Origin of the sequence: Roseovarius sp., assembly GCF_040219995.1 — a bacterium.
Lineage (GTDB): Bacteria > Pseudomonadota > Alphaproteobacteria > Rhodobacterales > Rhodobacteraceae > Roseovarius.
Genome location: NZ_JAVJUC010000013.1, coordinates 111,226 through 135,955, shown reverse-complemented (window position 1 = coordinate 135,955; position 24,730 = coordinate 111,226). Strand labels below are relative to the sequence as shown.

The window sequence follows — 24,730 nt, the reverse complement described above, 5'->3', positions numbered from 1 at the left end:
GACCACCGCATCAACCTCACGCTCTACAAGCTCGATCAGGTGATACAGGGCGATCTCGACGAGGTGATCGGTCATCCGGCCTTGCGGAAAATTATAGGTGCGGATGCGCTCGGAGCGGTCGCCGCTGCCCACCTGCGCCGCGCGGCTGGCCGAGCGTTCGCTGTCCACCCGGCTGCGCTCCATGTCAAACAGCCGCGATTTCAGCACGTCCATCGCAATCTCGCGGTTGCGGTGCTGCGATTTCTGGCTGCTGGTGACCACCAGCCCGGTGGGAATATGAGTGATCCGCACCGCCGAATCGGTGGTGTTCACGTGCTGCCCGCCCGCGCCGGAGGAGCGCATCGTGTCGATGCGCAGATCGTGCGGGTCGAGCTGGATATCGACATCCTCGGCCTCGGGCAGGACCGCGACGGTCGCGGCAGAGGTGTGGATGCGCCCGCCGCTCTCGGTCTCGGGCACGCGCTGCACGCGGTGGACGCCGGATTCGAACTTGAGCCGGGCAAAGACGCCCTCGCCGCCCACCCGCGCCACCAGCTCTCGCAGGCCACCCAGCTCGCTCCATTGCTCCTCGATCACCTCAAAGGACCAGCCCTGCGCCTCGGTGTAGCGCTGATACATGCGCATCAGGTCAGCGGCGAACAGCGCCGCCTCGTCGCCCCCGGTGCCGGGGCGGATTTCGAGGATCGCGGCACGATTGTCGGCCTTGTCGCGCGGCAAAAGCGCCAGTTGCAGCGCCGCCTCCATCGCGGGCAAACGCGCCTCGAGTTCGTCAATCTCGGCGCGGGCCAGATCGCGCATTTCGGGATCATCCAGCATGGCGCGCGCGCCCTCGATATCCGAGAGGGCCTGCCGATAAGCGCGGATTTCCTCGACGACAGGGCGCAACTCGGCATATTCGCGACCCAGCTGCGCGATATCACCGCCGCCCTGCGTCATCCGCGCCTCGATATACTCGAAACGCTGCACGATCTCGTTCAGTCTGTCCAAAGGCACCATGGGGCTGATCCTCTGTCCCATCCTTGTGACTTGGTCAAGTGCGCAAAGCTGTGGTATCTTAGAGATATGCGACTGCTATTGCCCCTCCTTGTCGCGGCCACGCCCGCGCTTTCGGATGCCACCATCGGCGGCAAGACGGTGGAATGCTACTGCACCGACACCCAGGGCGCGCGGGTCGAGATGGGCGAGATGATCTGCCTGCGCGTGGATGGCAAGATGTTCATGGCGCGCTGTGGCATGTCGCTCAACGTGCCGATCTGGCGCAAGGTCAGCGATGGCTGCCTGTCATCCAGCCTGAGCGAGCCGGTCGAGCCAGCCGTCGATACGGGCGGCGTTCACGCCCAGATCTGACTTGCCAAAGCGCAGACGCCCGTAGATTTCCAGCATGTCATCGCTCTGCCGCACTGTGGTGTAGTCGGGAAAGCCAAAGACCCGGCTGCGGGTGACATAGGTAATCATGCCCTGATCCAGGCTGCCCGCCAGAACGCGGGTGCGCGGCGTGTCGCGGATGATCGCATCCAACGCGGCCAGATCGCCCTCGACCCGGCGCATCGCGCCGCCCTCCAGATCGCGATCGGTGACGCTCTCGGGCATCTGGTGCCAGCGGGCCGGATCGGACGGGGCCAGCCGGATGAAGGCCAGCCCCGCCGCAATCAGAACCAGCACAAGTCCGATGGCGAGCTTCATCAGGTCCCCCGATCCCGGCCCGGTCCCCGCTCAGCCCGCACGCTGCCCGTCCACGGTTTCGGCCAGCGCCTCGGCGCGGGCAGCGATCTCGGCCAGCGTCTCGGTCACTTCCTGCGGCACCACCGGCACCTCCACGCGCTCTGCCTCGGGGGCGGGGGCGTTGCGCAACTGGTCCAGTTCCGCCTCGCGTTCGGCCAGCTTGTCCTCGGCGGCGCGCAGCTTGTCCTGCAAGCCTGCGGTCTTGTCGGCCAGCATCAAACCCGCCATCAGCAGCATCCGCGCCTCGGGAATGCGCCCGATCTGAGCGGCCAGAACCGAGGCCTCCTCGTCCAGCATCTTGGCGGCGGAATGCAGGTAATGCTCTTCACCCGCCTGGCAGGCCACATCGAAGCTGCGCCCGTCGATTTCGATCTTGACCTCGGGCATCACGCGTCCTCCGTTCTGGTTGCGGTGTCGTCCCCAGCCTCGGCGATGACCTGCCCCAGTTCGGTCAGCACCGCCTCGACCTCGTCGCGATCAGCGGCGCGGGCGGCGCGCAGGCCTTCCAACTCGGCCAGCATCGACTTGTTGATCAGATGCGGCTCGGCGACGCCCGCCTGATGCGCCTCGCGCAGGGCCTGATTGTTGTCGCGCAACTGCTGGTTCGCCTTGCGCAGCGATTGCAGATCGGCGTCGAGTTTGCGCAGGCTGTCGGACTGCGCGGTACGCGCGGCCTCCAACTCGGCGTCGCGCGCCTCGAGCCGCTCGCGCAGCGTGCGCACCCGTTCCTCAAGCTGGGCATTGGCCAGCTTTTCGTCCTCGATATCCTGACGCAGCTTGACCATTTCGGCCGGATCCCCCGCCTCCTCGCGCCCTTCCAGACCCTTGGTGATCCGATCCAGCGCAGCGGTGATCCGCGCCTGCAACTCGTCTATCTGGCTCATCTCCTCGACCCCTCGCTTGTCTTGGCCCGGTTGCCTGACGAATCGCATACCGAACCGGTTTTGATCAAGTCTAGCCAAAACCGAAGGGAAATGCGCGCCCTTTGGCATAGTTGACGGTACCTTAGCGTCTGGACGCGCCGCGCGCGCTTGATCTTCTGTGTCGGGCTGGTATGCAGCGACAATCTGTTGCCACTTCCAAAGGATGCACCCCCCGTGGATATCGCCGCCCTGCGCTCTGCCAACCCCGATCACTGGATGAAGGCCACCGCCATCCGCGCGCTGACCCTCGACGCCGTCGCCGCCGCCAATTCCGGCCATTCCGGCATGCCCATGGGCATGGCCGATGTCGCCACCGTGCTCTTTGAGAAGCATCTCAAGTTCGACCCGGCCAACCCCGACTGGCCGGATCGCGACCGCTTTGTCCTGTCGGCGGGCCACGGCTCGATGCTGCTCTATTCGCTGCTCTACCTCACCGGCTACGAGGACATGACGCTCGACCAGATCCGCAATTTCCGGCAATGGGGGTCGAAAACCGCAGGCCATCCCGAATACGGCCATGCCAAGGGGATCGAGACCACCACCGGCCCGCTCGGGCAGGGGCTCGCCAATTCGGTCGGCTTCGCCATCGCCGAAGAGGCCCTGCGCGCGCGCTTCGGCAAGAAACTGATGGATCACCACACCTACGTGATCGCCGGGGACGGCTGCCTGATGGAAGGCGTGAGCCAGGAGGCGATCAGCCTGGCCGGGCGTCAGGGTCTGGGCAAGCTCGTGGTGCTGTGGGACAACAACAACATCTCCATCGACGGATCCGTCGATCTGGCCGACCGCACCGATCAGGTGAAGCGCTTCCGCGCCAGCGGCTGGCATGTGCAGGAAATCGACGGCCATGACCCGGCGGCGATCGACGCCGCCCTGACCGAGGCCAAGCGCACGCGCAAGCCCTCGATGATCGCCTGCAAGACGCATATCGCGCTTGGCCACGCCGCGCAGGACACCTCCAAGGGGCACGGCGCGCTGACCGATGCGGATCAGCTCAAGGCGGCGAAAGAGGCCTATGGCTGGCAACACGGGGCCTTCGACATCCCGGCAGATGTGAAATCGGCATGGGAGGCCATCGGCAAGCGCGGCGCGGAGGCGCATGCCGACTGGCAGGAGCGGCTCGGCGAGGCATCGGCGCAACGTCAGGCCGAGATCGAGCGGATCTTTGCCCGCAACGTGCCGTCGAAACTGTCGGCCCGGATCAAGGCGCTGAAAAAGCAGATCAGCGAAGAGGCCCCCAAACTCGCCACCCGCAAGTCGAGCGAGATGGTGCTCGAGGTGGTCAACCCGATCATGCCCGAGACCATCGGCGGCTCGGCGGACCTGTCTGGCTCCAACAACACCCGCTCGGGCGACATGACCGTGTTCGACGGGTGCAACCGCAAGGGCCGCTACATCCATTACGGCATCCGCGAGCATGGCATGGCGGCGGCGATGAATGGCATGGTGCTGCATGGCGGCATCCGCCCCTATGGCGGCACCTTCATGTGCTTCACCGATTACGCACGCCCCTCGATGCGCCTCGCCGCGCTGATGAAGGTCCCCACCGTGTTCGTCATGACCCATGACAGCATCGGCCTGGGCGAGGATGGCCCGACCCACCAGCCGATCGAGCATCTGGCGATTTCGCGCGCCACTCCCAACACCTGGGTGTTCCGCCCCTGCGACACGGTCGAGACCGCCGAGGCTTGGGAACTGGCGCTGAACTCGAAAGAGACCCCATCGGTCCTGTCGCTGACCCGTCAGGGCCTGCCGACGCTGCGCCGCGAGCACAAGGCCAAGAACCTCACGGCCCAAGGGGCGTATGTTCTGGCCGAGGCGGAAGGAAAACGTCAGGCAATCCTGATGGCGACCGGCTCTGAGGTCGCCATCGCCATGGCCGCCCGCGACATCCTGCAAGAGGCCGGGATCGGCACGCGCGTCGTCTCGATGCCCTGCTGGGAACTCTTCGAGGAACAGGACGAGAGCTATCGCCGCCGTGTCCTGCCCGCAGGCCCGGTGCGCGTCGCGGTCGAGGCGGCGATCCGCTTCGGCTGGGATCGCTGGCTCTACGGTGAGCGTGGCAAACGTGAAAAAGGCGACTTCGTCGGCATGCACGATTTCGGCGCCTCCGCCCCCGCCGAGGTTCTTTACGAACAGTTCGGCATCACCGCCGAGACCGTGGCCGAAAAGGTCAAGGCGCTGCTCTGAGTGTCAAGCGGGCGCAAATGGTTGACGCCCCTTGCCCCGCTGACATCGACGCTGCGTTTCAATCGTCACCCACAAAAAAGGCCCGGGCATGGACCCGGGCCTTTTTATTAGCAGGATGCGCCTGCCCTTACATCTTGCACTCACCCGCATAGGCGTCGGCATGGTCCTCGAGCGCCACGCCGATGATCTTGTTGGTGAACACGTCCCCCTCTTTGATCACCTCGCGCACATAGATGTCCTGCACCGGATGGTGATTGGGGCCAAAAGCGAAATCACCCCGCGTGCTGTCGAACTCCGCCGCTTCCAGCGCCGCGCGAAAGGCGTCCGCGTCTGACACATCCGCCTTTTCCATCGCGGAAATCAGCAGGTTGGCAGTGTCGAACCCCTGGCTCGCATAGAGCGAGGGCAGACGATCATACTTGGCCTGAAAGCTCTCGACAAAGGCGGCATTGGTGGGATTGTCGATGTCCTTCGACCATTGCGAGGTGTTCACCACGCCAAGCGCCGCCTCGCCCACGGCCTGCAGAATGCCCTGGTCAAAGCTGAAGGCCGGGCCCACCACCGGCAGATCGACGCCGCTATCGGCATATTGCTTGAGGAACGAAATCCCCATTCCGCCGGGCAGGAAGAAGAACACCGAGTCGGCGCCGCTGGCCCTGATCTGAGCGATCTCAGCGGCGTAATCGGTCTGGCCCAGCTGGGTATAGATTTCGCCCGCCAGTTCGCCGCCGTACATCCGCTTGTATCCGGTCAGCGCATCCTGCCCCGCCGGATAGTTCGGCGCGAGGATAAAGCTGTTGGTGTAGCCCGCATCGTTGGCAAAGGCTCCCGCCGCCTCGTGCAGGTTGTCGTTCTGCCAAGCGACGTTGAAATAGTTCTGGTGACAGCCTTTGCCCGCCAGCGCCGACGGCCCGGCATTGGGCGACAGGTAGAACTTGCCCTGCGCGACCGCGCCGGGCACCACCGCCATGGCAAGGTTCGACCAGATGATGCCGGTCAGCACATCGACCTTTTCAGCCTGAATCATCTTGTCCGACAGTTGCACGGCGATGTCGGGTTTGCGCTGATCGTCCTCGATCACCACCTCGATATCGTCGCGGCCCGATTGCTCGACCGCCAGCATGAAGCCGTCGCGCACGTCGATGCCAAGGCTGGCACCCCCGCCCGACAGCGTGGTGATCATGCCGACCTTGATCTCGGCCTGCGCGCCGATGGCGGCCAGCGACATGGCCCCGGCCATGGCGAATGTTCTGAATGTCATTTGTCCGTCTCCCTGGATGCAGGCGGGTTGCACCCCGCCCGGTCTCTGCGCGCCCCCTCGTCGGAGCGTCACACCTTGCATCCCACAGGTTTGGACAAAGGTCCAGATGCGAGCCGCGTCAGGACCCGCCCGCGCCGGGGCCGGAGGGCACGAAACTCACGGTGAACCCGCCCATTTCGTCGATTTCGACATGTACCACCTGCCGCGGCAGACGCACCGAGGCACGCTGCCCGGCCTGCCAAGGTTGTTCGGTCAGAACACACCCGGCCTGCTGACCCCCATAAGCGGCCATTGGTTGCACTTCCTGCATGAACCGCAGACCGCGCAGCACCGCACCACCGGAGATCTCGACAGAGCCTGTATCCAGCACTTCCTTGGCCTTGCCTTTGGTCAGGATGGATTGCTGCTTGCTTTGCGCCCACACACCGCACACCATCGTGCGGCCTTGGTTTTCCTGCAGATCAACCGCAACCGTGATCCCTCCACCGGAATCATACGTGCCCCCGGCAAGAACCGGGTCACTACCGAGCCGGGCCACGGTCTGCGGCTCTGTCGCGACACTGCACGCGACTAGGAAAACGCCTGCGGCAAGAGTTGGAGCTATTCGGATCATGATGGCCTCCGGAATATTATCGCATTACGGCAGAGATAGGCATCACGCGCGAAAATTCCAAACGGCCCGTTCACGCCGCCCCGCAAAAGCGCGCGGTGTCCTTGAGCATTTCGGGGTAGAATTTCTCCAGCGTCGGCAGGAATGCCTCACGAATACGGCCCACTTGCGCAGGCGTCAGATCATCGCGCCAGACCCCCGCCTGCCCCTTTGCGAAAAACGCCTTCATCTCCGAAGGCTTCTCCGCAAACCCATGTTTTTCCTCGAATTTCTTCATGGATTCGAAATTCGTGGCCTTCACCGCGCGGGCCAGTTTGGGCTTGTCCACCGGCATCCGAAAGAATTGCTCGATCAACCCACGCATCGCCTTGCCGGTATTGGCCAGCATGTCCTCATACCGCAGCACATGGCGCGGCAGACCGGGGGCCGAGGTCCAGCTGTTGACGTGATCATCCCATCGGCCAAGCGGCTCGAAGATGCCCTCTGCGGTGCCCGCCATCGAATCCGGGTTCATCATCCGGTCGATTGCGGTGTCCAGATCACAGGCCTGATGCCGGGCAAAGGACGGGGCCAGATCGAACGGGTTGCGCATGATGTAGATCGCAGCCGCCGTCACATCCGGCGGGATGAGATCGTAGTCACCGACGCGCATCGTCTGGCAATGGGTCTTGACGAAGTGATGGTTCGGCTTCGACCCTGCGATCAGGCGCAACGCCTTTGGCCGCATCTTGAGCCAGTCCTCAATCGTCGTGCCGGTATATTTTCCACCAGCGGCAGCATCGAAAAAGTCGCTTCGGACATCCCCGGTGGTGAAATCGCGCAGATTATTGAGGTCAGGCACTTGCCCCGGCGGCATGAAGTAATGCGCCAGAAGGCTGCGCATCCAGGTGTTGCCGGATTTCGGAAAGGAGGCGAGCCAGATGATGCGACGCAGATCACTCATTCCAGATATCCGTGCTTTTTCATGACCTTGCGGTGCGCGTGCTTCATCTGCTTGACAAGGCGCGGCTCAAGGTCAGTCTTCCATTGATCCTTTTGCCCCTTGGCGAAAAAGCGTTCGCTTTCCTCCGACTTCTCGACAAAGCCCTGTTTCTTCTCCTGCTCTGACAATTCCTTGAAGCTGGAGAACAGGATGGCGCGGTCGAGCCGTGCCTCATCCACCGGCATGCCCAAATGCTCCACCACCTTGGCGAAACACGTCTTGGGATCGGCCAGCATATCCTCATAACGCAGGACAAGCACAGGATAGGCGGATTTTCCGGTGGTCCAACTGCGCACGTGATCAGACCATGACCGCATGAATTGCGTCACCGTCTCCGCGTCCGGCGGGTTGGCGTTGTCCGGGTGGCTGACGGTATAGACGGCCTCTTCGTGGCTCATCCCGTAATGGCGCGCGTAGGACAGCACCATGTCGAGCGGGTTGCGCATGATATAGATCGCAGACCGCGTGAGGTCCTCCGGAATGAGCGGCACGTCACGTGCGACCACCCGCGCATTATGCGTTTTCACGAGGTTGATATCGGCATTGTTCGCCACGATGCCGCGCAGCACATGCGGGCGCATTTGCAGCATGTGCTCAATATTCTCGGGGTCCACGGGCCGCCCGGCCACCATCTGGTACATCTTGGTGATCGAGTCGCCGAGTGCGATGCGATGCGCCTGATTGATCGACACGGGTTCGGCAGAATTGGCCACGTAATTGGCCAGGAATATCCGCATCCAGGTATTACCCGACTTGGGATAGGACGCCATCCAGACGATACTTTTCTTCATGCTCCGGGACGCCTGTTGTCTGCTGCGAAAATTTCCATGCGCACAAATAAAAGCGGCGGGGGGTAATGTCACCCCCCGCCGCCGTTGTTTTCAGATCAAGTAGATCAGAAGCTCAGGTTGATCGCGGTTGCGATCAGGTTGCCTTCGATCTCGTCGCCGGAAACACCGTTCTTGGATTCGGCATAGACGTAGTACACGTCCCAGCTCACGCCGGAGCCGAGGCTGCGCGATGCGGCCAGTTTGACTGCGTCGTACTCATCGTCACCACCGGCAGCACCGTTGTCGACTTCGCCAAAGTAGCCTTCGAGGCCAACGGTCCAGGGACCCGCGAGGTCATATGCAACACCAACGCTCAGACCCTGCTGATCGCCAGCGCCACCGGGAGCGTCAGCGTCATTCTCGGTGTAGCCGACGCCAAAGGTGAAGCCGCTGACGCTGATCGCGCCGCCGAGGCCCCAGGTTTCCGGATCACGGCCTGCCACAACGGTCGAGCCATTGTCCACAATTGCGCCAGTGTCAGGGTCGACAGCGAAGTCAGGTGCGGTCGTTCCGGCCTTGATTTCACCAGTGCCCCAGCGAGCGCCGAGGTCGATGTCAACACCATTGAACGACTGGCTGTAGCTCACACCGATGTCGAAGATGTCACGCAGCTGACCAGCAGCGTTGAAGTCAACCGGGCCGTTGTTGGCAGCGTTCACGTTGCCGTTGGGCGCGTAGGACACACCGAGGGTCAGGCCGTTGAAGGACGGCGTGAAGTAGGTGATGCGCGCAACGTCGTTGTTGCCTTCAACTTCGGTGTAGGACGACAGAGCCGCCTGACGGAAGCCACCCGACGCGGTGATCGGGATGAAGCCCGAGATCGAGCGCGAGTTGATCGGCATGGAGCCAACCTGGGGCGCTGCAACCATCGAACGGTAGCCGGCCGAGTTCTCGTTGCCGAGGTCGATGCGGCCCAGCGTGTCGCTGGAGATCGTGATGTAGTTCTCGTCGATACCGTCTGCACCGCCGCCGTTGTTCAGTGCTTCCATCTGAACGTTGAAGCCGAAGGTCATGCCGTTGTCGAGCGTGACGGAGGGCGAGAAGATGATTTCGGAGTTGGTGTAGGTGTTCACACCGTCGAAGTCGGTGCCGGTGCCCGCGGCAGAACCGGCGTCGCCTTCGATGTCAACGATACCAACGTGGACTTGTGCGAAACCGCCCCAATCCAGGTTCCATTCCTGGGCCGATGCCGGTGCGGCCATTGCGACGCCGAGTGCGATCGCGCTGGTGCTCAGAAGTTGCTTTTTCAAGGGTGTCCCTCCTCATAAGCAGGTTTTTCGGATCCGCCGCACCAGTCATTGGACACGGCTTGGGCTATGAAATGCGCCAAGAGGGGCCAAACTGTCAACGCAACCTCCCCCGCTCTCGGGCATCCCGCCGGACATGTGACGTCAAAACCACACCCCCTTTGCACAGGCCATGACTGGCTGATGTGCAGCGAATGCAGTGCGCCGTGCCATCCTTTTGTTATGAAACGATTTGGTCCGCGCGCGGTGCCGTCCCGGCCGTTTGCCCGCAGAGCCGCGTCGCGTGCGCCACGATTTGCTCTATTGCATAGTCGAATTGCGACTCACCCACCGTCAGCGCGACGCGCACCCAGCCGTCCAGCGTGGCCCCGAATGACGCCCCCGGCATCACCGCCACACCGGTCTGTTCCAGCAAGTCGAAAGCATAATCCGTGCCGCTCATTCCCGTAGCGCTCACGTCGATCATCGCGAACATCCCCGCCTCGGGGCGGTGCACCCGCAGCGCCGTCTCGCCCTCGAGGCGGTCCGCGAGTCGCGCCGCGCGTGCCGCGAATCGCGCCCGCATGCCCGGTGCCACCTCTGATCCGGCGCGGATCGCCGCTTCGGTCATGTCTGCCAGAAAGGGCTGATTCCCGAACAGCATCACCTCCGAGAGCGGCAGCAGCGCCTCGGTGAACGCCTCGGGCCCGATGCACCAACCGCTGCGAAACCCCGGTGCGGCGTGGCTCTTGGAAATCGACGAGACCGCGACCACCCGCTCCGCCAGATCCGGATCGGCAAGAGGCGAGGTGAAGCGCGCGCCGTCAAAGACCATTTCCTCATAGACCTCGTCGGAGATGATCCACAGGTCATGCGCCCGTGCGACCGCACCAATTGCGGCGATGTCCCCGGCACTCAGGATCGCGCCGGTGGGATTATGCGGCGTAGTCAGCAGAATCGCCCGCGATTTCGGCGTGACCCTTGCGGCCAGATCCTCCGCTGCCATGCGAAAGCCGCGCTCGGGGCGCAATGGCACCGGCACCATCGTGGCCCCGGTCGCGCGAATGACGCCTTCGTAAGTGGCATACATCGGATCGCCCACCAGAACCTCATCGCCTGCCTCGGCCAGAGCGCACATCACGGCATAAAGCGCGGTCTGTGTGCCGGGAAAGCACATCACCTGATCGGGGATGAAGGGCCGGCCCCGTGTGGCCGAATACCGCTCGGCCAGCGCGCGGCGCAGCCCGATCTCACCGCGCCCGTCGGAATAGCCGGTGCGCCCGGCGTGCATCGCGCGGGTCGCCGCCTCGGCCAGGCTGTCGGGAGCGGGCACATCCGGCTCGCCGATGGTCAGACGGATGACGTCGCGCCCCGCCGCCGCCATCTCGGCGGCACGGAAATGCACCGCCCATTTCGCCCCGCCCTGCCCCGCAAGCCGCTCCGTGACCGCCGAAAACCGCATAGCCTGCCCCTTTTCTCCTATCATCTGCCCCGCGCGCAACTTGGCCCGCGCCACCCCCCGCCGCAAGCCGAAAGACCGGCGCGCGGGGGCATGGACTTTCGCGCGCGCGCAGGCGAAAAACTTCAACCAGAGTGATGCCACCCCCAAGAAATCAAGGCAGGTTGAAATGTCCATCAAGATCGAGATGCTCCGCTGCTTTCGCACCGTCGCCGACCATGGCAGCCTCGCCGAGGCCGCCGCCGTGCTCGGGCGGACGCCGTCAGCGGTGTCGATGATGCTCAAGCAGTTCGAGGATCATATCGGCGCGCCGCTCTTCGAGACCGCGCGCAAATCGCGCCTCACGCCGCTTGGCGAGCTGATCTTGCACGAGGCCGGACGCGGGTTGTCGCATTTCGACCGAACGCTGGTGGCCATCGAGGGGCTGTCGCGCGCCGAGCGCGGGCATGTGCGCCTTGCCGTCACTCCCTCGGCGGCACAGGTCATCATGCCGCCGGTATTGGAGCGGTTCCTGCGCGAGCGCCCCGGTGTGCGGATCGACCTGACAGACAGCGATTCCGTCACCGTGCAGCAAGACCTGATGGCCGAGCGCGCCGATATCGGGCTGGCCAGCCTGCCGCCCCTGCCGGGGCTGGAGCGCGACCTGCTTCTGACCGACGCGTTCGGCCTTGTCTGCCGTGCCGACGATCCACTGACCGGCACATGGCCAAAGGACGGCTGGCGCGCGCTCGGCGATACGCCGTTCATCGCCAACGGGCTTTGCCGATATATCACCGACCCCGATTTCGCGCCGGTCCTCTCCGCCGCGCCGCTGATGGTGCGCAACACCGCCTCGATCCTAAGCCTCGTGCTGGCGGGCGTCGGCGTGACAGTGCTGCCGGAACTTACCGTACTGCCGGGCTATCACGATCTGGCCTTTCTGCCCTTGCCGGGCGCAGGCGCGCGACGCGAATTGTGGATGGCGACACAGCCCGCGCACCTGATGACACCCGCAGCCCTTGTGCTGGCCGAGGCGATCCGCAACGCCCATCCAGCCACCGCGCGCCACGACGCCTGACACGCTGTCGCCAGATTGTGAACTGGCCGAGGGACGCGTGCGTGCTATATTGACGCATGCAAGGGTGCCACGGGGTCGGGCCCCTCCCGGCCCGCGCGCGCCGCGATGAAAGGGAGGCCAAGCATGACACGAACCATCGGAAACCCCCTCAGCTGGATGGCAGATGCCGCCTTTGGCGCGGGCCGCAGCGCAGGCGAGGCGACTGACGCGCTGCGCGGCACAGTCAGCACCCCGCCCGAAGTTTGCCGCCTCACGAACGCGGATCTGCGCTCAGCCCTGCGCAAGGGGCTCGACGATTTCACCTCGCTGCGCAGCGACGTGATCTTCCTTATCGCGATCTACCCGATCATCGGAATAGCGCTCGCGCTCGTAGCCTTTCACATGGCGCGGTTGCCGATGCTCTTTCCACTCGCGGCTGGCTTCACACTGCTCGGCCCGGTGGTCGCCACCGGGCTATATGAGATGAGCCGTCAGCGCGAAGCGGGCGGACAGGCCGGTTGGGGGGCCGCATTTTCGGTGATGACCGCCCCGGTGATCGTGCCGGTGCTGGTGTTGGGGTTGGTTCTGATGGGGCTGTTCATCGCCTGGATGTTCGCCGCAAGCCTGATCTACAATGTCACGCTCGGGCCGCAACCGCCCGCCTCGGTCAGCGGCTTTATCGCCGAGGTGCTAACGACAGCACCCGGCTGGGCGATGGCGGTGCTGGGCATGGGCGTCGGCGCGGTTTTCGCGGGCGCGGTGCTAGTGCTCAGCCTGGTGTCCTTCCCGATGCTGATCGACCGGCGCGCCGGTGTCACAGTGGCGGTGCTTACCTCGGTGAAAGTGGCGCAGGAAAACCCTCGCATTGTGGCGACATGGGGGCTGCTGGTGGCCGGGGCGATGGTGCTTGGCACCCTGCCCGCCTTTCTGGGTCTGGTGATCGTGCTGCCGGTTCTGGGCCATGCGACCTGGCATCTCTATCGCGCGGCGGTACCGGGAGAGGCGTGAGGCAAGGGGTTGTGCCGGTGTCGAGAAGGACCTTGAGCGGTCAGTATTGACCCGTAGAAGGTGCTGCGTGATCGCAGGGCCGGGGACTGGCGATGGAACGGCTGATGCGCGCGCTTTATCCCAGCCAAGTCACTCTAAACTCAACACGTTGTGCGCCTTATCAAATCGCCAGGCCGCGGGACGGCGTCATGCCGGAGGCATGCCTCTGGCATGACGATCGCGCGGCACCTTCGGTGCGTTTCGCGCGGGATGCGGCAACGGCAGTTCAAGGCCAACAGCACCCCATTTTCAGCCGACTACCGCCACCAATGCGCGTGGGTGGCAAAGGCCCCTTGCAACTTGGCCAGCAGGCGGTTGCCGCGCCCGCCACCCGGCAGCGGGCCATGCGCGAGGCGCTCGACGACCACCTCGACCGGGCAGGCGCTGCCGGTCACGGGGTCGAAATAGCGCGGATAGTCGATGAGCGTGGCATGCACTAAGCCAGCGAGCGGGAGCCGCGTCCGGCGGCGTGGCGGCACACGGCCAAGATCGCGTGTCAGGCCCCATCCCGCGTAGAACGGCGCACCCGTCGTGGTCACCGCCACACCGCGCAAGAGCGCCTCGAACCCGATGAGCGACGTCATCGTCCAGACCTCCTGCACCGCGCATAACAGCGCCGCAGGATCACAGTCGGTGACAGTCATGTCCGCCAACCCCTCCGCCTCGATCGCACCGGGGCGCAGACCGGCCTCGACATCCGGATGCGGCTTATAGAGGATCACCGCGCCAGGGTTCTCGGCGCGCACCTTTTGCAACAGCGCAAGATTGCTGCACACGTCGCCCGCACCCAGCCGGATCGAGGCGTCGTCCTCCACCTGACCCGGCACGAGGATGCGGTGCCCATCGGGCAGACCGGGCACATCCCGCCCAAGGTTATACTTGCTCAGCCCGTCGCGGATCAGCGCCTTGATCAGCGCCTCGGTCCGCAGCACCTGATCAGGGCGCAGCGCGGCGCGCTCCGCGATTAGCCGCTCTAGACGGCTCTCGCGCGACGGATCGTAATAAATCCCAAGATCATCTAACACCAGCGACAGCGGCGGCACCAGATCAGCCCCCAACCCGCGCGAGCGCAGAAAGCCGTCTTCGACGCGCACCGCGCCCTCGGGCCCGGCCTGCGACGCCCAGACCATCGCGGGGCGATCCAGATCAGCGGGTTTATCAAAGCTCAACCGACGATACCGCCCGAAAAACCGCTGCAACGGCGCGCGTTTCCACAACCGCATGCCATGCGCGGCCCAGCCGTAGCGATCTTCGCGCCAGGCGCGGGTCTCGGCGGCCAGCGCCTCGATTGCCGTCTCGGCCTCGCAGATCTTGTCGCGGTGCGGATCATACCATGTCGGATAGAGCAGCATTGTCCCGGCAAAGAGTTGCGCCTTGCTGAGGTTGCGGCCCCGGCGCGACAAGGCGTGAGGGTGGCGATCCTCGGTCAGCCCCCAACCGGCATAGAACGGCTGTCCAAAGACCTGCGGGCGGTGGCCCGCATAGATCGACTCGAAACCCAGTTGCGAGGTCACGCAATAGACCGCGACAGCCCCTTCCATCAGCGCCCAGGGGCTGACCGGATCGGAGAAAAGCCGCACGCGGTCGCTCTCATCGGCGGGCGAGAAATAGCCGCTGCGATGGCCCTGCGCCGTCTCGGGATGGGTCTTGATCAAAATGCGCGCGCCGGGGTTTTCCTCCTGCGCCCAGTAGAGCATCTCACGAAACGTGTTGGCATCCGCGCCGCCATGGGCGACCGAAGCATCGTTGCGAGTCTGGTCGATCACCAGAACATAGCCTGGATCGGGACAGGGCAGCACCGGATCGAAGCCGGTATATTTCGACAGATGCGCCTCTTGCATCCGGGCGATACCGCCGCGCGCGCGGTCCATCAGCGCGGTGTCGTCAAAGGGATGCGTGGCCAGGATGTGTTCGAGATCCGACGGCCCGCTCGCGTCGAAATAGATGCCCTGCGTGTCGATCACCAGCCCCAGAGGCGGGCTGCCCGCACGCCCCGGAAAAAGCGAGCGCAGGAACGCATCCTCGATCCGCAAGAGCCCGGCGCCGGTGCGCGCGGCCATCGCTTCGCCCCGCACGGCATAGGGGCTGCGCCCCCAGACCGCGATCAGGTCGTCCGATGTCGGCACACCAAGGCGCAGGTCATACCCGGCCAATGCCAGGATGCGCCGCACCCGCGCCTGCCGCAGAAATCCGGCGTTGAAATAGAAAACCCGCCGGGAGGAATGGTTCCTCCCGGCGGGTCGATGCGCGTGTGACTGCGTCAAAAGTCCCCTGAAAGGGTGCTGGATGCCGTCGAGACAGAGCCGATCGCCCCCAGCGTCCCGGTCAGCGCGGCAATGACCTTGGACCATTGCGTGAACGGCGCCTCTGTTACATAAATCGTATCGTCGTCGCGGATCGCAAAATCCCGGGCCATGAACATGCCGTTGGGCTTGGTCAGGTCGAGCACGTAGACCAGACGCTGCGCGCCCTGTAAATCGTTCCGGCCCAGTACCTGATTGGCGATCTCCGCCGGCTCGTTGCGCAGGACGAACAGCCCGCGCGGATCGGCCGCCGAGGTGGTCAGACCACCGACCTGTGCAATCGCCTCCAGCGCGCTGAGGGTCTGGGTGTCGAATGTGACACGCGCCTGCGTGCCGGTTGCGCCAAGCGCGGTATAAGACCGGGTGTCGGATTCGACCAGAATGCGATCGCCGCCGCGCAGGGCGATGTCGAAATCAGGATGCTTGAACAGATCCTGGAACCAGACCTTGGAGCGCTGATCGCCGCGAATGACCGTGATCTGCGCCACTTCGGGTTCAATCGCGATGCCGCCCGCCGCCGCGATCATCGCCGATAGCGTACGCGTCGGGGCCTCGATCGGATATACGCCCTGCCCGCCGACCGCACCGCTGATCGCCACGGTCGAGCCGTTGCCCGCGAGGCGGCGCACCTCGACCTGCGGATCAGGGGTCTGCTGATCGAGTTTCTCGGTGATCACCCGGCGTACGCCCTCGGGCGTGTTGCCCGCCGCACGGATGCGGCCCGCATAGGGAACGAAGATAAAGCCGGACCCATCGACCTGCACCTCTTCGAGGATGGTCTGGTTCGACGTCTCGCCCGCCAGAAGCCCGTCATCGACATTTTCCCAGATCGTCAGGCCCAGCGTGTCGCCGGGGCTGATCGTGTCGGACCCCAGAAGGCCCGCGTTCTTGAACGCGTCGGTAAAGCCAAGCGCGGGCTGCACGGCGGTGGCCCGTGTCACCCGGTCATTGACCGACACCACAAAGGCATCGCCCTGCCGCTGCACCGAGCCGGCGTAGATTTCTCGCTTGTTGGGGCCCACGCGGGGCAGCGCGCATCCGGCCAGGATCGAGACGATGGCCAATAGCGCGACGGGCTTCGCCCATCGGGTATGTCGGGATATCACTGCTCGGTCTCCTCGACCTGTTATTATTCTGCCTCAGTTCTTTTTCCGCCAAGCTACCGGAGTTGCATCCCAAAATCCAGCTTTTGTGTGCCCCGGGGTCAGGGGACCAGCCGCAACTGTTGCCGTGGTGCCGCGGTGCCCCGGCTGAGCGCGTCATAGGGATCATCCGGGGCAAGCATCATGTCGACCACCTGCCGCAGCACCTGCCTGCGCCCGCGCGAGGAATAAAACCCGCCTGCGATCTGACTGGTTTCCAGCAGAAACCGGCGGTAGTCGGTATAGGCACTCCGGTCCGGGCGCTCTGCCCCGGCAAAGAAATCGCGCAGCGGCTTGGTCGAGACGAATTGCGGCTTGGCATAGACCGCCTGCCCGAAGGTTCGCAGCGGAATGCCCCGCCAGAGCACCTGTTGCGCGGCCGTGGAGTTGACCGTGACTGCCGAACGCGCCTCGTCCAGCAGCCGCGCCAGCTTGCCGCCGCGCAGGTAATGCACGCGGCCCTTCAGCCCATGCATCCGGATCAGACGGCGCAGCGTGGCGCGAATTGGGGCACGCCCGTCTTCCAGCGGATGCGCCTTGATCACCAGATGATGATGCGGCGGCGCGCCTCGTGCAAAGCCGTCGATCACCGCCTCGAGAAACTCAGACACCGTGGAGAATGGCGAATGCGCCTGGAACGACGCGTCATGCTCCAGTTGCAACAGCACGACGTGATAGGGAAAGCCGCCGGTGCGGATGCGCCGCGTGGCGATGCGCCGCTCGATCGCCTGCACCGGCATCAAAAGCAACCGCTTGAGATAAAGCGAGAATTCCTGTCCCACGCTGAGGGCGCGATGCGGGCGAAATCCGCGATACCGCCGGTTCAGGAACAGCACGCAGCCATGGTAGAGCGCGCCATAGAAAATGTGCTGGCGCATATCGCCCCAGCTTGCCGGGGGCATGGCGGCGTCCATGTCGGACTGCGCCAGCGCCGCGCGCATTTCGGGCACGCCCATCTCCATCAGGCGCGAATTGCCGTTGGTGCCGCCGCGCTCATAGGTCACCCAATAGGGGCGCATGTAGCCTTCCTCGAAAACATGCACCGTAAGCCCGGCCGCACGCGCGATCTCGACCGCCTGCGCATGGATCGGGCGGGTGTCGCCATAGAGCACGATATCAGTGATGGATTTTTCTGCGATCAGGCCGCGCAGCGTCTCGTGCCAGTCTTCGGCCCGCCCGCGATAGGCGATATAGCGCGCCGCGTCCCGCCAGAACATGCCGTCGCCCGCATTGAAGCCGACGCGCCAGACCTCGACGCCCGCGCGGCGCAGCATCTCGCCCAGCCGGTGAAAGAACGGCCCGTGCGGCCCCTGCAAAAACAGGAACGTACGGCCTGTACCGGTCAGCCCTGACATCGTCTACGCAGTCCCTCACGTGGTTTTTTGTCTTGATAGCCTGAAATTCCGGCGAAAATAAGCCCCATGTGACGGCGCGGCTTGTCTTGGCCGCGGCACGAGGCTAGGTCCGAAACACAGCAGAGGGAGAGCCGCACATGTTCACTGGTATCATCACCGATATGGGCCATATCCGTGCCGTCGAACAGCGTGGCGACATGCGCGCGCGGATCAGCACGGGATATGACACCGCGAAGATCGAGATTGGCACCTCGATCGCCTGTGACGGCGTGTGCCTGACAGTGGTCGGGCTTGGGTCTGACTGGTTCGACGTCGATATCTCCGCCGAGACGGTGTCAAAGACCAACCTCTCCACCTGGGCCGAGGGCAAGCGCGTCAATCTCGAACGCGCGCTCAAGGTCGGCGACGAGTTGGGTGGGCATATCGTGTCTGGCCATGTTGATGGGCAGGCCGAGGTGGTGGACCTGCGCGACGAAGGCGACAGCACCCGCGTCACTCTGCGCGCACCCGAAGACCTCGCGCGGTTCATCGCGGCCAAGGGATCTGTGGCGCTGAATGGCACATCGCTGACCGTGAACGAGGTCGCGGGCCGTGAGTTCGGGATCAATTTCATCCCGCACACCAAGCAGGCGACGACATGGGGCGACGTGACCGTGGGCGACAGGGTCAATCTGGAGATCGACACGTTGGCGCGCTATGTCGCACGGCTGACCGAGGCGGGGTAAGCGTGGACTGAACGGGCATTCGGGGCGTGAGGTGGACGTTGACGTTCCCGAGATGAGCCGCGCGGTGCCCGACCGCGGGTGGGCGCTGCAACCTTTCCGGGGCACGCTTTATGGCAGCCAAATACTGCAGCGATTGCGCGGGGTTATGACGGTACAAAAGCGCCCGCCCGGGGGGCGGTCGGGCGCTGCGCGGCGGTGCCTGCGGCACCTTGATTCCGCGCGTGCGTTCTAGACGTCAACGGCAGTTCCAGGCCAAAATCGGCCTGACCAACGTGATGTTCAGTTCCCGGCCCGTTCCGCCTCGATTTCGCGCCAGCGCGCGACGTTGCGGTTATGCTCGGCCAGCGTCTCGGCAAAAGCATGCCCGCCGCTGCCATCCGCCACGAAGAACACGTAATCCGTGCTGTCGGGATCGACCGCAGCCTCGATGCTCGCGCGGCCCGGATTGGCGATCGGCGTGGGCGGCAGCCCCTCGATCACGTAAGTGTTCCAAGGAGTCGCCCCGCGCAATTCGCTCTGACGCAATCCGCGCCCCAGCACGCCGCGCCCCTCGGTAATGCCATAGATCACCGTCGGGTCGGTTTGCAGGCGCATGCCGCGCTCCAACCGGTTGACAAAGACACTCGCCACCTGCCGCCGTTCCTCGGCCACACCGGTCTCTTTCTCGATGATAGAGGCGAGGATCAGGGCCTCTTCGGCACTCTCCAGAGGCAGGCCCTCGGCACGCCCCTCCCAGGCGGCAGCGAGGATGACTGCCTGCGCCTCAGCCATGCGGGTGATCACGCTTTCGCGGCTGTCGCCCGCGCGCACCTCGTAGCTGTCCGGCGCAAGCATGCCCTCGGCAGGAACCTCGGCCACCTCGCCCTCCAGCACGTCGACGGATTTCAGCCCCTCGACCACCTGCCAACTGGTGACGCCCTCGGCAAAAGCGATGCGATAGCGCGTGTCGGCCTGTTCGCGCACGGCGTCGAAAATCTCGGGCGCGCTGACCTCCTCAGCCATCGGATCAAAGGCGGCGCGCTCCTCGTAGCGGCCTGTCGCTGTGTCAAGCTCGCGTACCACCACCTCGGCCGAGGTCACGCCGATGCGGTAGACCACCTCGGTGCCGCAACTGCTCGCCCCGCCACGGGTGACGATGTCGGTGATCTCCGACATGCTCGCCCGCTCGGGGATAAGCCAGCTTCCGGCCTTAAGATCCCCCGATTTTTCGGCGTAATCCGCGCCGATGCGAAAGATTGCACCGCTTGTCACCGCGCCCTCGCCTTCGAGCTTGCGCGACACGATGCGCATGTTGCTGCCCGGCTCCACCCGCAGGCAGATCGGATCGCCATGCGGACCTTGGGCGGTGTATTGGCTTTGCCCCCAGAGGATCACGCCCCCCAGCAGGAACACCACCACCACCAGAAGCGTCAGAAAATTCGAGGCGATATGACGCCACATCAGCGCGGTTTCCCGAGCACCAGCGCGGCATTGGTCCCGCCAAAGCCAAAGCTGTTCGACAGCGCCACGTCAATCTTGCGTGCGCGCTTGGCGTTGGGTGCCAGATCGAGCGGCGTTTCCACTGCCGGATTGTCGAGGTTGATCGTCGGCGGGGCCACCTGATCGCGGATCGCGAGAATCGAGAAGATCGCCTCGACCGCGCCCGCCGCGCCCAGCAAATGCCCGACCGAGGACTTTGTCGAACTCATCGTGGCCTTGGCCGCCGCATCACCCAGCAGGGTCTCCACCGCCTTCAGCTCGATCGTGTCGGCCATGGTCGATGTGCCATGCGCATTGATATAGTCGATATCCGACGGCTCCATCCCGGCATTGCGCAGCGCCGACCGCATCGCGCGCAGCCCGCCATCGCCATCCTCTGACGGGGCGGTGATGTGATAAGCATCCCCCGAGAGGCCGTAGCCCAGAACCTCGGCATAGATCTTGGCGCCGCGCGCCTTGGCATGCTCGTATTCCTCGAGCACCACCACGCCCGCGCCCTCGCCCATGACGAAGCCGTCGCGCTCCACGTCATAGGGGCGGCTGGCACCCTGCGGGTCATGGGCGCGCTTGGTCGAGAGCGCCTTGCAGGCATTGAACCCGGCAATCCCGATCTCGCAGATCGAGGCCTCGGCCCCGCCGGCGACCATCACATCGGCATCGCCGAACATGATCAGCCGTGCCGCGTCGCCAATCGCATGCGCGCCCGTCGCACAGGCGGTCACGACCGAATGGTTCGGTCCCTTAAAGCCGTAGCGGATGCTCACCTGCCCGCTGATCAGGTTGATCAGCGCACCGGGAATAAAGAACGGCGATACCCGCCGCACGCCCTTGTCGCGGATGATCGCAGCGGTTTCCTCGATCGAGCGCAGACCACCGATACCTGAGCCCATCATGACGCCTGTGCGCTCCAGGCTCTCGGCGTCTTTGGGCATCCATCCCGCATCCTCGACCGCCTGCTGCGCCGCAGCAAGGCCGAACAGGATGAAATGATCCACCTTGCGGCGTTCCTTGGGCTCCATGTAGTGGTCGGGGTCGAACGTGCCGTCGCTACCGTCGCCATAGGGCACTTCGCAGGCATATTTGGTGATCACATTCACCGGATCGAATCGAGTGATCGTTCCGGCTCCGGACTGCCCGTCCAGAAGCCTGCTCCAGCTTTTTTCGACCCCATCGGCCAATGGGGTCACCAGACCCAGCCCTGTGACAACGACACGCCGCATGATGCTGCCCTTTCTCGCTCGTTCGTTCGCCGCTCTTACCCCGGGTTGACCCCAAGGGGCAAGAGCGACGAAGCCGACGCGCAAGCGCCTGCCGGTTTCAAACCTCGCACGCGCGCTTACGGGTTACTGGAATTCGGCGGTAGGTTCCGGTGCCGGGCGCGCCACGGCCAGCGCTTCGGACAGATCGACGTCTTTCGACAGCAGCGCCCGCCCGATCAGCGCACCCGCGATGTTGGGAATGTAGCGCAAGCGCGCCACGTCATCGACGCTGCGCACCGTACCGCGCGCCATAACCTGCTGACGGGTCTGCGCTGCAAGGCCGGAGATGACCCCGAGGCTGCCGTCACTGTCCTCGATATCGGCGTCGATGTCGGTGATGATGATTCCCGCCAGCGGCACACCGTCGAAGGCGCGGATGAAATCATCGGCCCCGAACGCGCTCGTCGAGCGCCAGCCATCGCTCATCAGCTGACCCTGGTAGACATCGACCGCAACGACGATCTGGTCGGGGTGATACTTGGCCAGTTCCTTGACGCCCTCGGGGTCCTGAATGGCCATCGTGCCCAGCACGATACGGCCCGCTCCCTTGTCGATCCAGCGGCTCGCCGCCTCGCGCGAACGGAACCCACCCCCCAATTGCACGGGAATGCCGACGGCTCGGATGATCTCCTCGATCAGCGCCGCATCATCGCCCTCGCCACGCAGCCCGTTCATATCGGTGAGATGCATCCATTCGGCCCCGGCCTGCACGAATCCGCGCGCGGTCTCGACCGGATCGACATGCCAGATCACCGGCTCGTCGAGCCGTCCGCGCGTGAGGCTTACGCATTTGCCATTGAGAATTTCCAGAGTCGGATAGAGGATCATCGTCACGCCCCTTGTCAGGTAATGCCCCCGGCGGATGTGCCGGGACGGGACATTCCTGCACGCGCTTGCGGGCATGCGCGGTTCTCAAATCGGCATCATAGCCGCTGTTCGCGCCGCGCAGGCGCGCGTCGCACGGGGAAATGATGCAGACCAAAGGACCCGCCCAACCCTCAGCCGCGCAGCGATGGCAGGCCGATCCCCGTCGCCTCGAAGCCGCCATCGACGGCGATGATCTGACCGGTGACGTAGCTGGCCTTGTCCGAGCACAGGAAGCAGATCACGTTCGCAAGCTCATCCTCGGTGCCGTAGCGGTTCAGAGGGATCGCATCGTGATAGGCGGCGATGATGTCGGGGGTGTGCACCGCCATCGCCAGCTTGGTGGCCACCGGACCGGGGCAGACGCAATTGGCACGCACGCCGAACTCGCCCAATTCGGCGGCCTGCTGCAAGGTCAGATGCTTGACCGCTGCTTTGGAGGTGCCATAGGCCACCCGCAGCGTCGAGGCGCGCAGGCCCGAGATTGACGCGATGTTGACGATTGCGCCACGCGCAGCACACAGCGCCTCGCGCAGCGCCTGAGACATCAGGAACACGCCGTCGAGATTGGTCTCCATGACAGTGCGCCAGCGAGTGAAATCGGTCTCGGCAATGGGGCCGAAATCTGCCACGCCCGCATTGTTCACCAGCGCATCCACGCGGTCACTGGTCTCGGCGAGATAGGCGGCCATCTGATCGACCTGCCCGGGCTGCGACACATCGCAGACCACCGGATCGACACCCGCGAGCGGCGCTGCGGCCTCATCCAACGCGGGGGCGTCACGGTCGATCATCACCACGCGCCAGCCTTCGGCCAGAAACGCGCGCGTGGTGGCAAGGCCGATGCCGCGCGCCGCCCCGGTGACAACAGCGGTCTTTTGCGCTGCAGCGCTCATTTTGCGGCCTGCTCAGTCTCGGCCGGATCACGGCGAAAACCCGCGCGTCCAACGCTCTCATAGGCATCGAACCCCGCGCGCCGTGCATCGCGCGACGAATAGATATTGCGCAGGTCGGCCATGCGCGGCGTCGTCATCTTGCGCGCCATGCGGTTGAGATCGAGAGCGCGAAACTCGTTCCATTCGGTCAGGATCACCAGCAGATCGGCCTTGTTCGCGGCCTTGTAGGGGTCGTCCTGCCAAATCACACCCGGCAGCAACGCCTCGCCTTCGCGTTGGCCTTGCGGATCGCAGACGCGCACCTTGGCCCCGCCTCCCACCAATGCGGGGATGATAGTCAGCGACGGCGCATCGCGCATGTCGTCGGTATTGGGCTTGAAGGTTACACCCAGCACCGCGATCGTCTTACCGTTGAACGTGTCGTCGCAGAGATCCAGCAGCTTGTCGATCATCCGGCGCTTGACCTCTTCATTGACGGTGATGACCTTCTCGGTGATCTGCATGGGCAGACCATGATCCTGCCCGATCCGCGCCAGCGCCTTGGTATCCTTTGGAAAACAGGACCCGCCATAGCCCGGGCCCGCATGTAGGAACTTATTGCCGATGCGCCCGTCCAGCCCGATGCCATGCGCCACCTTTTTGACATCAGCACCGGTGCGCTCGCACAGCGCCGCGATCTCGTTGATGAAGGTGATCTTGGTGGCAAGGAACGCATTGGCCGCGTATTTGATCATCTCGGCGCTTTCGAGATCGGTGGTGACGATAGGAAAATCGCGCAGGTAAAGCGGGCGGTAGATCTCGGCCATGACCTCTGCCGCACGATCGCTCTGCACACCCACGACCACGCGATCGGGCTTCATGAAATCGTCGATCGCGGCACCCTCGCGCAGGAACTCCGGGTTTGAGGCCACGTCGAATTCAAGCGCGGGATTGGCCTTTTTCACGACCTGTTTGACGGCCCGGTTGGTGCCCACCGGCACGGTGGACTTGGTGACGATCACCACATAGCCCTTGGCGGCGCGCGCGACATCTTCGGCGGCGGCCATCACATAGGTCAGATCCGCATGCCCGTCGCCACGCCGGGTGGGGGTGCCCACGGCAATGAACACCGCCTCAGCCCCATCGATGGCGGTTTCCAGATCGGTGGTGAACCGCAGGCGCCCGGCCTCGACATTCTTCGCCATGAGCGTATCTAGTCCCGGCTCGAAAATCGGCACTTCGCCGCGCTCCAGCATGGCGATCTTGTCGGGGTTCTTGTCCAGACAGACAACGTCATGCCCGAAGTCCGAAAAACACACCCCCGAGACAAGCCCGACATACCCCGTCCCGATCATCGCGATCTTCATGGCTCCTGCCCTCGCTGCTCAATCACTTTTCGTTCGGTATGCGCGGCGGAGGCGGCCCTGTCAATTGATCCGGCA

At 64.4% G+C, this 24,730-nt stretch carries 23 protein-coding genes; 5 read left to right on the top strand and 18 right to left on the bottom strand.

What is annotated here, in order from left to right:
• A partial coding sequence (prfA, locus tag RID11_RS04155; RefSeq protein WP_350136171.1) for a peptide chain release factor 1 occupies positions 1-996 on the bottom strand: 996 nt, incomplete at its 3' end.
• 66 nt (positions 997-1,062) lie between these two features.
• On the opposite strand from prfA, the gene RID11_RS04150 reads away from it, so the two are divergent.
• On the top strand, positions 1,063-1,347 hold the full coding sequence (locus RID11_RS04150) for a hypothetical protein (protein ID WP_350136170.1): 285 nt from the start codon (positions 1,063-1,065) through the stop codon (positions 1,345-1,347).
• On the opposite strand, the gene RID11_RS04145 is transcribed toward RID11_RS04150, so the two are convergent.
• Genes RID11_RS04145 through RID11_RS04135 form a run of 3 tightly spaced genes read right to left on the bottom strand, consistent with a single transcriptional unit; the run spans position 1,282 to position 2,606 of the window.
• Positions 1,282-1,683 carry a DUF1499 domain-containing protein gene (locus tag RID11_RS04145; RefSeq protein ID WP_350136169.1) on the bottom strand — a complete coding sequence of 134 codons (402 nt, stop codon included), beginning with the start codon at positions 1,681-1,683 and terminating at the stop codon, positions 1,282-1,284. The two genes, RID11_RS04150 and RID11_RS04145, sit on opposite strands and share 66 nt — an antisense overlap.
• A gap of 30 nt (positions 1,684-1,713) precedes the next feature.
• Positions 1,714-2,109, bottom strand: a complete 396-nt coding sequence (locus tag RID11_RS04140) for a cell division protein ZapA (RefSeq protein WP_350136168.1) — start codon at positions 2,107-2,109, stop codon at positions 1,714-1,716.
• On the bottom strand, positions 2,109-2,606 hold the full coding sequence (locus RID11_RS04135) for a hypothetical protein (RefSeq protein WP_350136167.1): 498 nt from the start codon (positions 2,604-2,606) through the stop codon (positions 2,109-2,111). The genes RID11_RS04140 and RID11_RS04135 overlap by 1 nt, the downstream gene beginning before the upstream one ends.
• A 213-nt stretch (positions 2,607-2,819) precedes the next feature.
• Between RID11_RS04135 and tkt the strand changes: the two genes are divergently transcribed.
• Positions 2,820-4,835: a transketolase gene (tkt, locus tag RID11_RS04130; RefSeq protein WP_350136166.1), complete on the top strand. Its 2,016-nt coding sequence runs from the start codon at positions 2,820-2,822 to the stop codon at positions 4,833-4,835.
• Positions 4,836-4,962: 127 nt separating this feature from the next.
• On the opposite strand, the gene RID11_RS04125 is transcribed toward tkt, so the two are convergent.
• From RID11_RS04125 to RID11_RS04100, 6 genes are all read right to left on the bottom strand, one after another.
• Entirely contained in the window at positions 4,963-6,096 is a 1,134-nt protein-coding gene (locus tag RID11_RS04125) for an ABC transporter substrate-binding protein (protein ID WP_350136165.1), read from the bottom strand.
• Between the two features lie 118 nt (positions 6,097-6,214).
• The gene (locus RID11_RS04120; protein WP_350136164.1) at positions 6,215-6,709 is read right to left on the bottom strand and encodes a hypothetical protein; all 495 of its coding nucleotides are present in this window, start codon (positions 6,707-6,709) and stop codon (positions 6,215-6,217) included.
• A 70-nt stretch (positions 6,710-6,779) separates the two neighbouring features.
• Complete coding sequence (locus RID11_RS04115) at positions 6,780-7,649, bottom strand: sulfotransferase domain-containing protein (RefSeq protein WP_350136163.1); 870 nt, start codon at positions 7,647-7,649, stop codon at positions 6,780-6,782.
• Entirely contained in the window at positions 7,646-8,479 is an 834-nt protein-coding gene (locus RID11_RS04110) for a sulfotransferase domain-containing protein (protein WP_350136162.1), read from the bottom strand. The genes RID11_RS04115 and RID11_RS04110 overlap by 4 nt, the downstream gene beginning before the upstream one ends.
• Before the next feature lie 104 nt (positions 8,480-8,583).
• Positions 8,584-9,768: a porin gene (locus RID11_RS04105; RefSeq protein ID WP_350136161.1), complete on the bottom strand. Its 1,185-nt coding sequence runs from the start codon at positions 9,766-9,768 to the stop codon at positions 8,584-8,586.
• A 217-nt stretch (positions 9,769-9,985) separates the two neighbouring features.
• Positions 9,986-11,206 (bottom strand): pyridoxal phosphate-dependent aminotransferase, encoded by a 1,221-nt coding sequence (locus tag RID11_RS04100; RefSeq protein WP_350136160.1) that lies wholly within the window; start codon positions 11,204-11,206, stop codon positions 9,986-9,988.
• A 166-nt stretch (positions 11,207-11,372) separates the two neighbouring features.
• On the opposite strand from RID11_RS04100, the gene RID11_RS04095 reads away from it, so the two are divergent.
• Entirely contained in the window at positions 11,373-12,260 is an 888-nt protein-coding gene (locus RID11_RS04095; protein WP_350136159.1) for a LysR family transcriptional regulator, read from the top strand.
• A gap of 123 nt (positions 12,261-12,383) precedes the next feature.
• Positions 12,384-13,247, top strand: a complete 864-nt coding sequence (locus tag RID11_RS04090) for a DUF2189 domain-containing protein (protein WP_350136158.1) — start codon at positions 12,384-12,386, stop codon at positions 13,245-13,247.
• Between the two features lie 296 nt (positions 13,248-13,543).
• Here RID11_RS04090 and RID11_RS04085 read toward each other — a convergent pair whose 3' ends face one another.
• The 3 genes from RID11_RS04085 to RID11_RS04075 form a co-directional block, all read right to left on the bottom strand.
• The gene (locus RID11_RS04085; RefSeq protein ID WP_350136157.1) at positions 13,544-15,637 is read right to left on the bottom strand and encodes a capsule polysaccharide biogenesis protein; all 2,094 of its coding nucleotides are present in this window, start codon (positions 15,635-15,637) and stop codon (positions 13,544-13,546) included.
• The gene (locus RID11_RS04080) at positions 15,547-16,695 is read right to left on the bottom strand and encodes a polysaccharide biosynthesis/export family protein (protein ID WP_350136156.1); all 1,149 of its coding nucleotides are present in this window, start codon (positions 16,693-16,695) and stop codon (positions 15,547-15,549) included. The genes RID11_RS04085 and RID11_RS04080 overlap by 91 nt, the downstream gene beginning before the upstream one ends.
• A 98-nt stretch (positions 16,696-16,793) precedes the next feature.
• Positions 16,794-18,086: a capsule polysaccharide biogenesis protein gene (locus RID11_RS04075; RefSeq protein WP_350136155.1), complete on the bottom strand. Its 1,293-nt coding sequence runs from the start codon at positions 18,084-18,086 to the stop codon at positions 16,794-16,796.
• A 137-nt stretch (positions 18,087-18,223) separates the two neighbouring features.
• Between RID11_RS04075 and RID11_RS04070 the strand changes: the two genes are divergently transcribed.
• On the top strand, positions 18,224-18,811 hold the full coding sequence (locus RID11_RS04070; protein WP_350136154.1) for a riboflavin synthase: 588 nt from the start codon (positions 18,224-18,226) through the stop codon (positions 18,809-18,811).
• A 279-nt stretch (positions 18,812-19,090) separates the two neighbouring features.
• Here the strand turns inward: RID11_RS04070 and mltG are convergent, their stop codons facing one another.
• The 5 genes from mltG to RID11_RS04045 form a co-directional block, all read right to left on the bottom strand.
• The gene (gene mltG, locus RID11_RS04065; protein ID WP_350136153.1) at positions 19,091-20,251 is read right to left on the bottom strand and encodes an endolytic transglycosylase MltG; all 1,161 of its coding nucleotides are present in this window, start codon (positions 20,249-20,251) and stop codon (positions 19,091-19,093) included.
• The gene (gene fabF / locus RID11_RS04060) at positions 20,251-21,510 is read right to left on the bottom strand and encodes a beta-ketoacyl-ACP synthase II (RefSeq protein WP_350136152.1); all 1,260 of its coding nucleotides are present in this window, start codon (positions 21,508-21,510) and stop codon (positions 20,251-20,253) included. The genes mltG and fabF overlap by 1 nt, the downstream gene beginning before the upstream one ends.
• 123 nt (positions 21,511-21,633) lie before the next feature.
• Entirely contained in the window at positions 21,634-22,377 is a 744-nt protein-coding gene (locus RID11_RS04055) for a 1-(5-phosphoribosyl)-5-[(5-phosphoribosylamino)methylideneamino]imidazole-4-carboxamide isomerase (RefSeq protein WP_350136151.1), read from the bottom strand.
• Between the two features lie 170 nt (positions 22,378-22,547).
• Entirely contained in the window at positions 22,548-23,309 is a 762-nt protein-coding gene (locus RID11_RS04050; RefSeq protein WP_350136150.1) for an SDR family NAD(P)-dependent oxidoreductase, read from the bottom strand.
• Complete coding sequence (locus tag RID11_RS04045; RefSeq protein ID WP_350136149.1) at positions 23,306-24,655, bottom strand: UDP-glucose dehydrogenase family protein; 1,350 nt, start codon at positions 24,653-24,655, stop codon at positions 23,306-23,308. The genes RID11_RS04050 and RID11_RS04045 overlap by 4 nt, the downstream gene beginning before the upstream one ends.
• Positions 24,656-24,730: the final 75 nt, after the last annotated feature.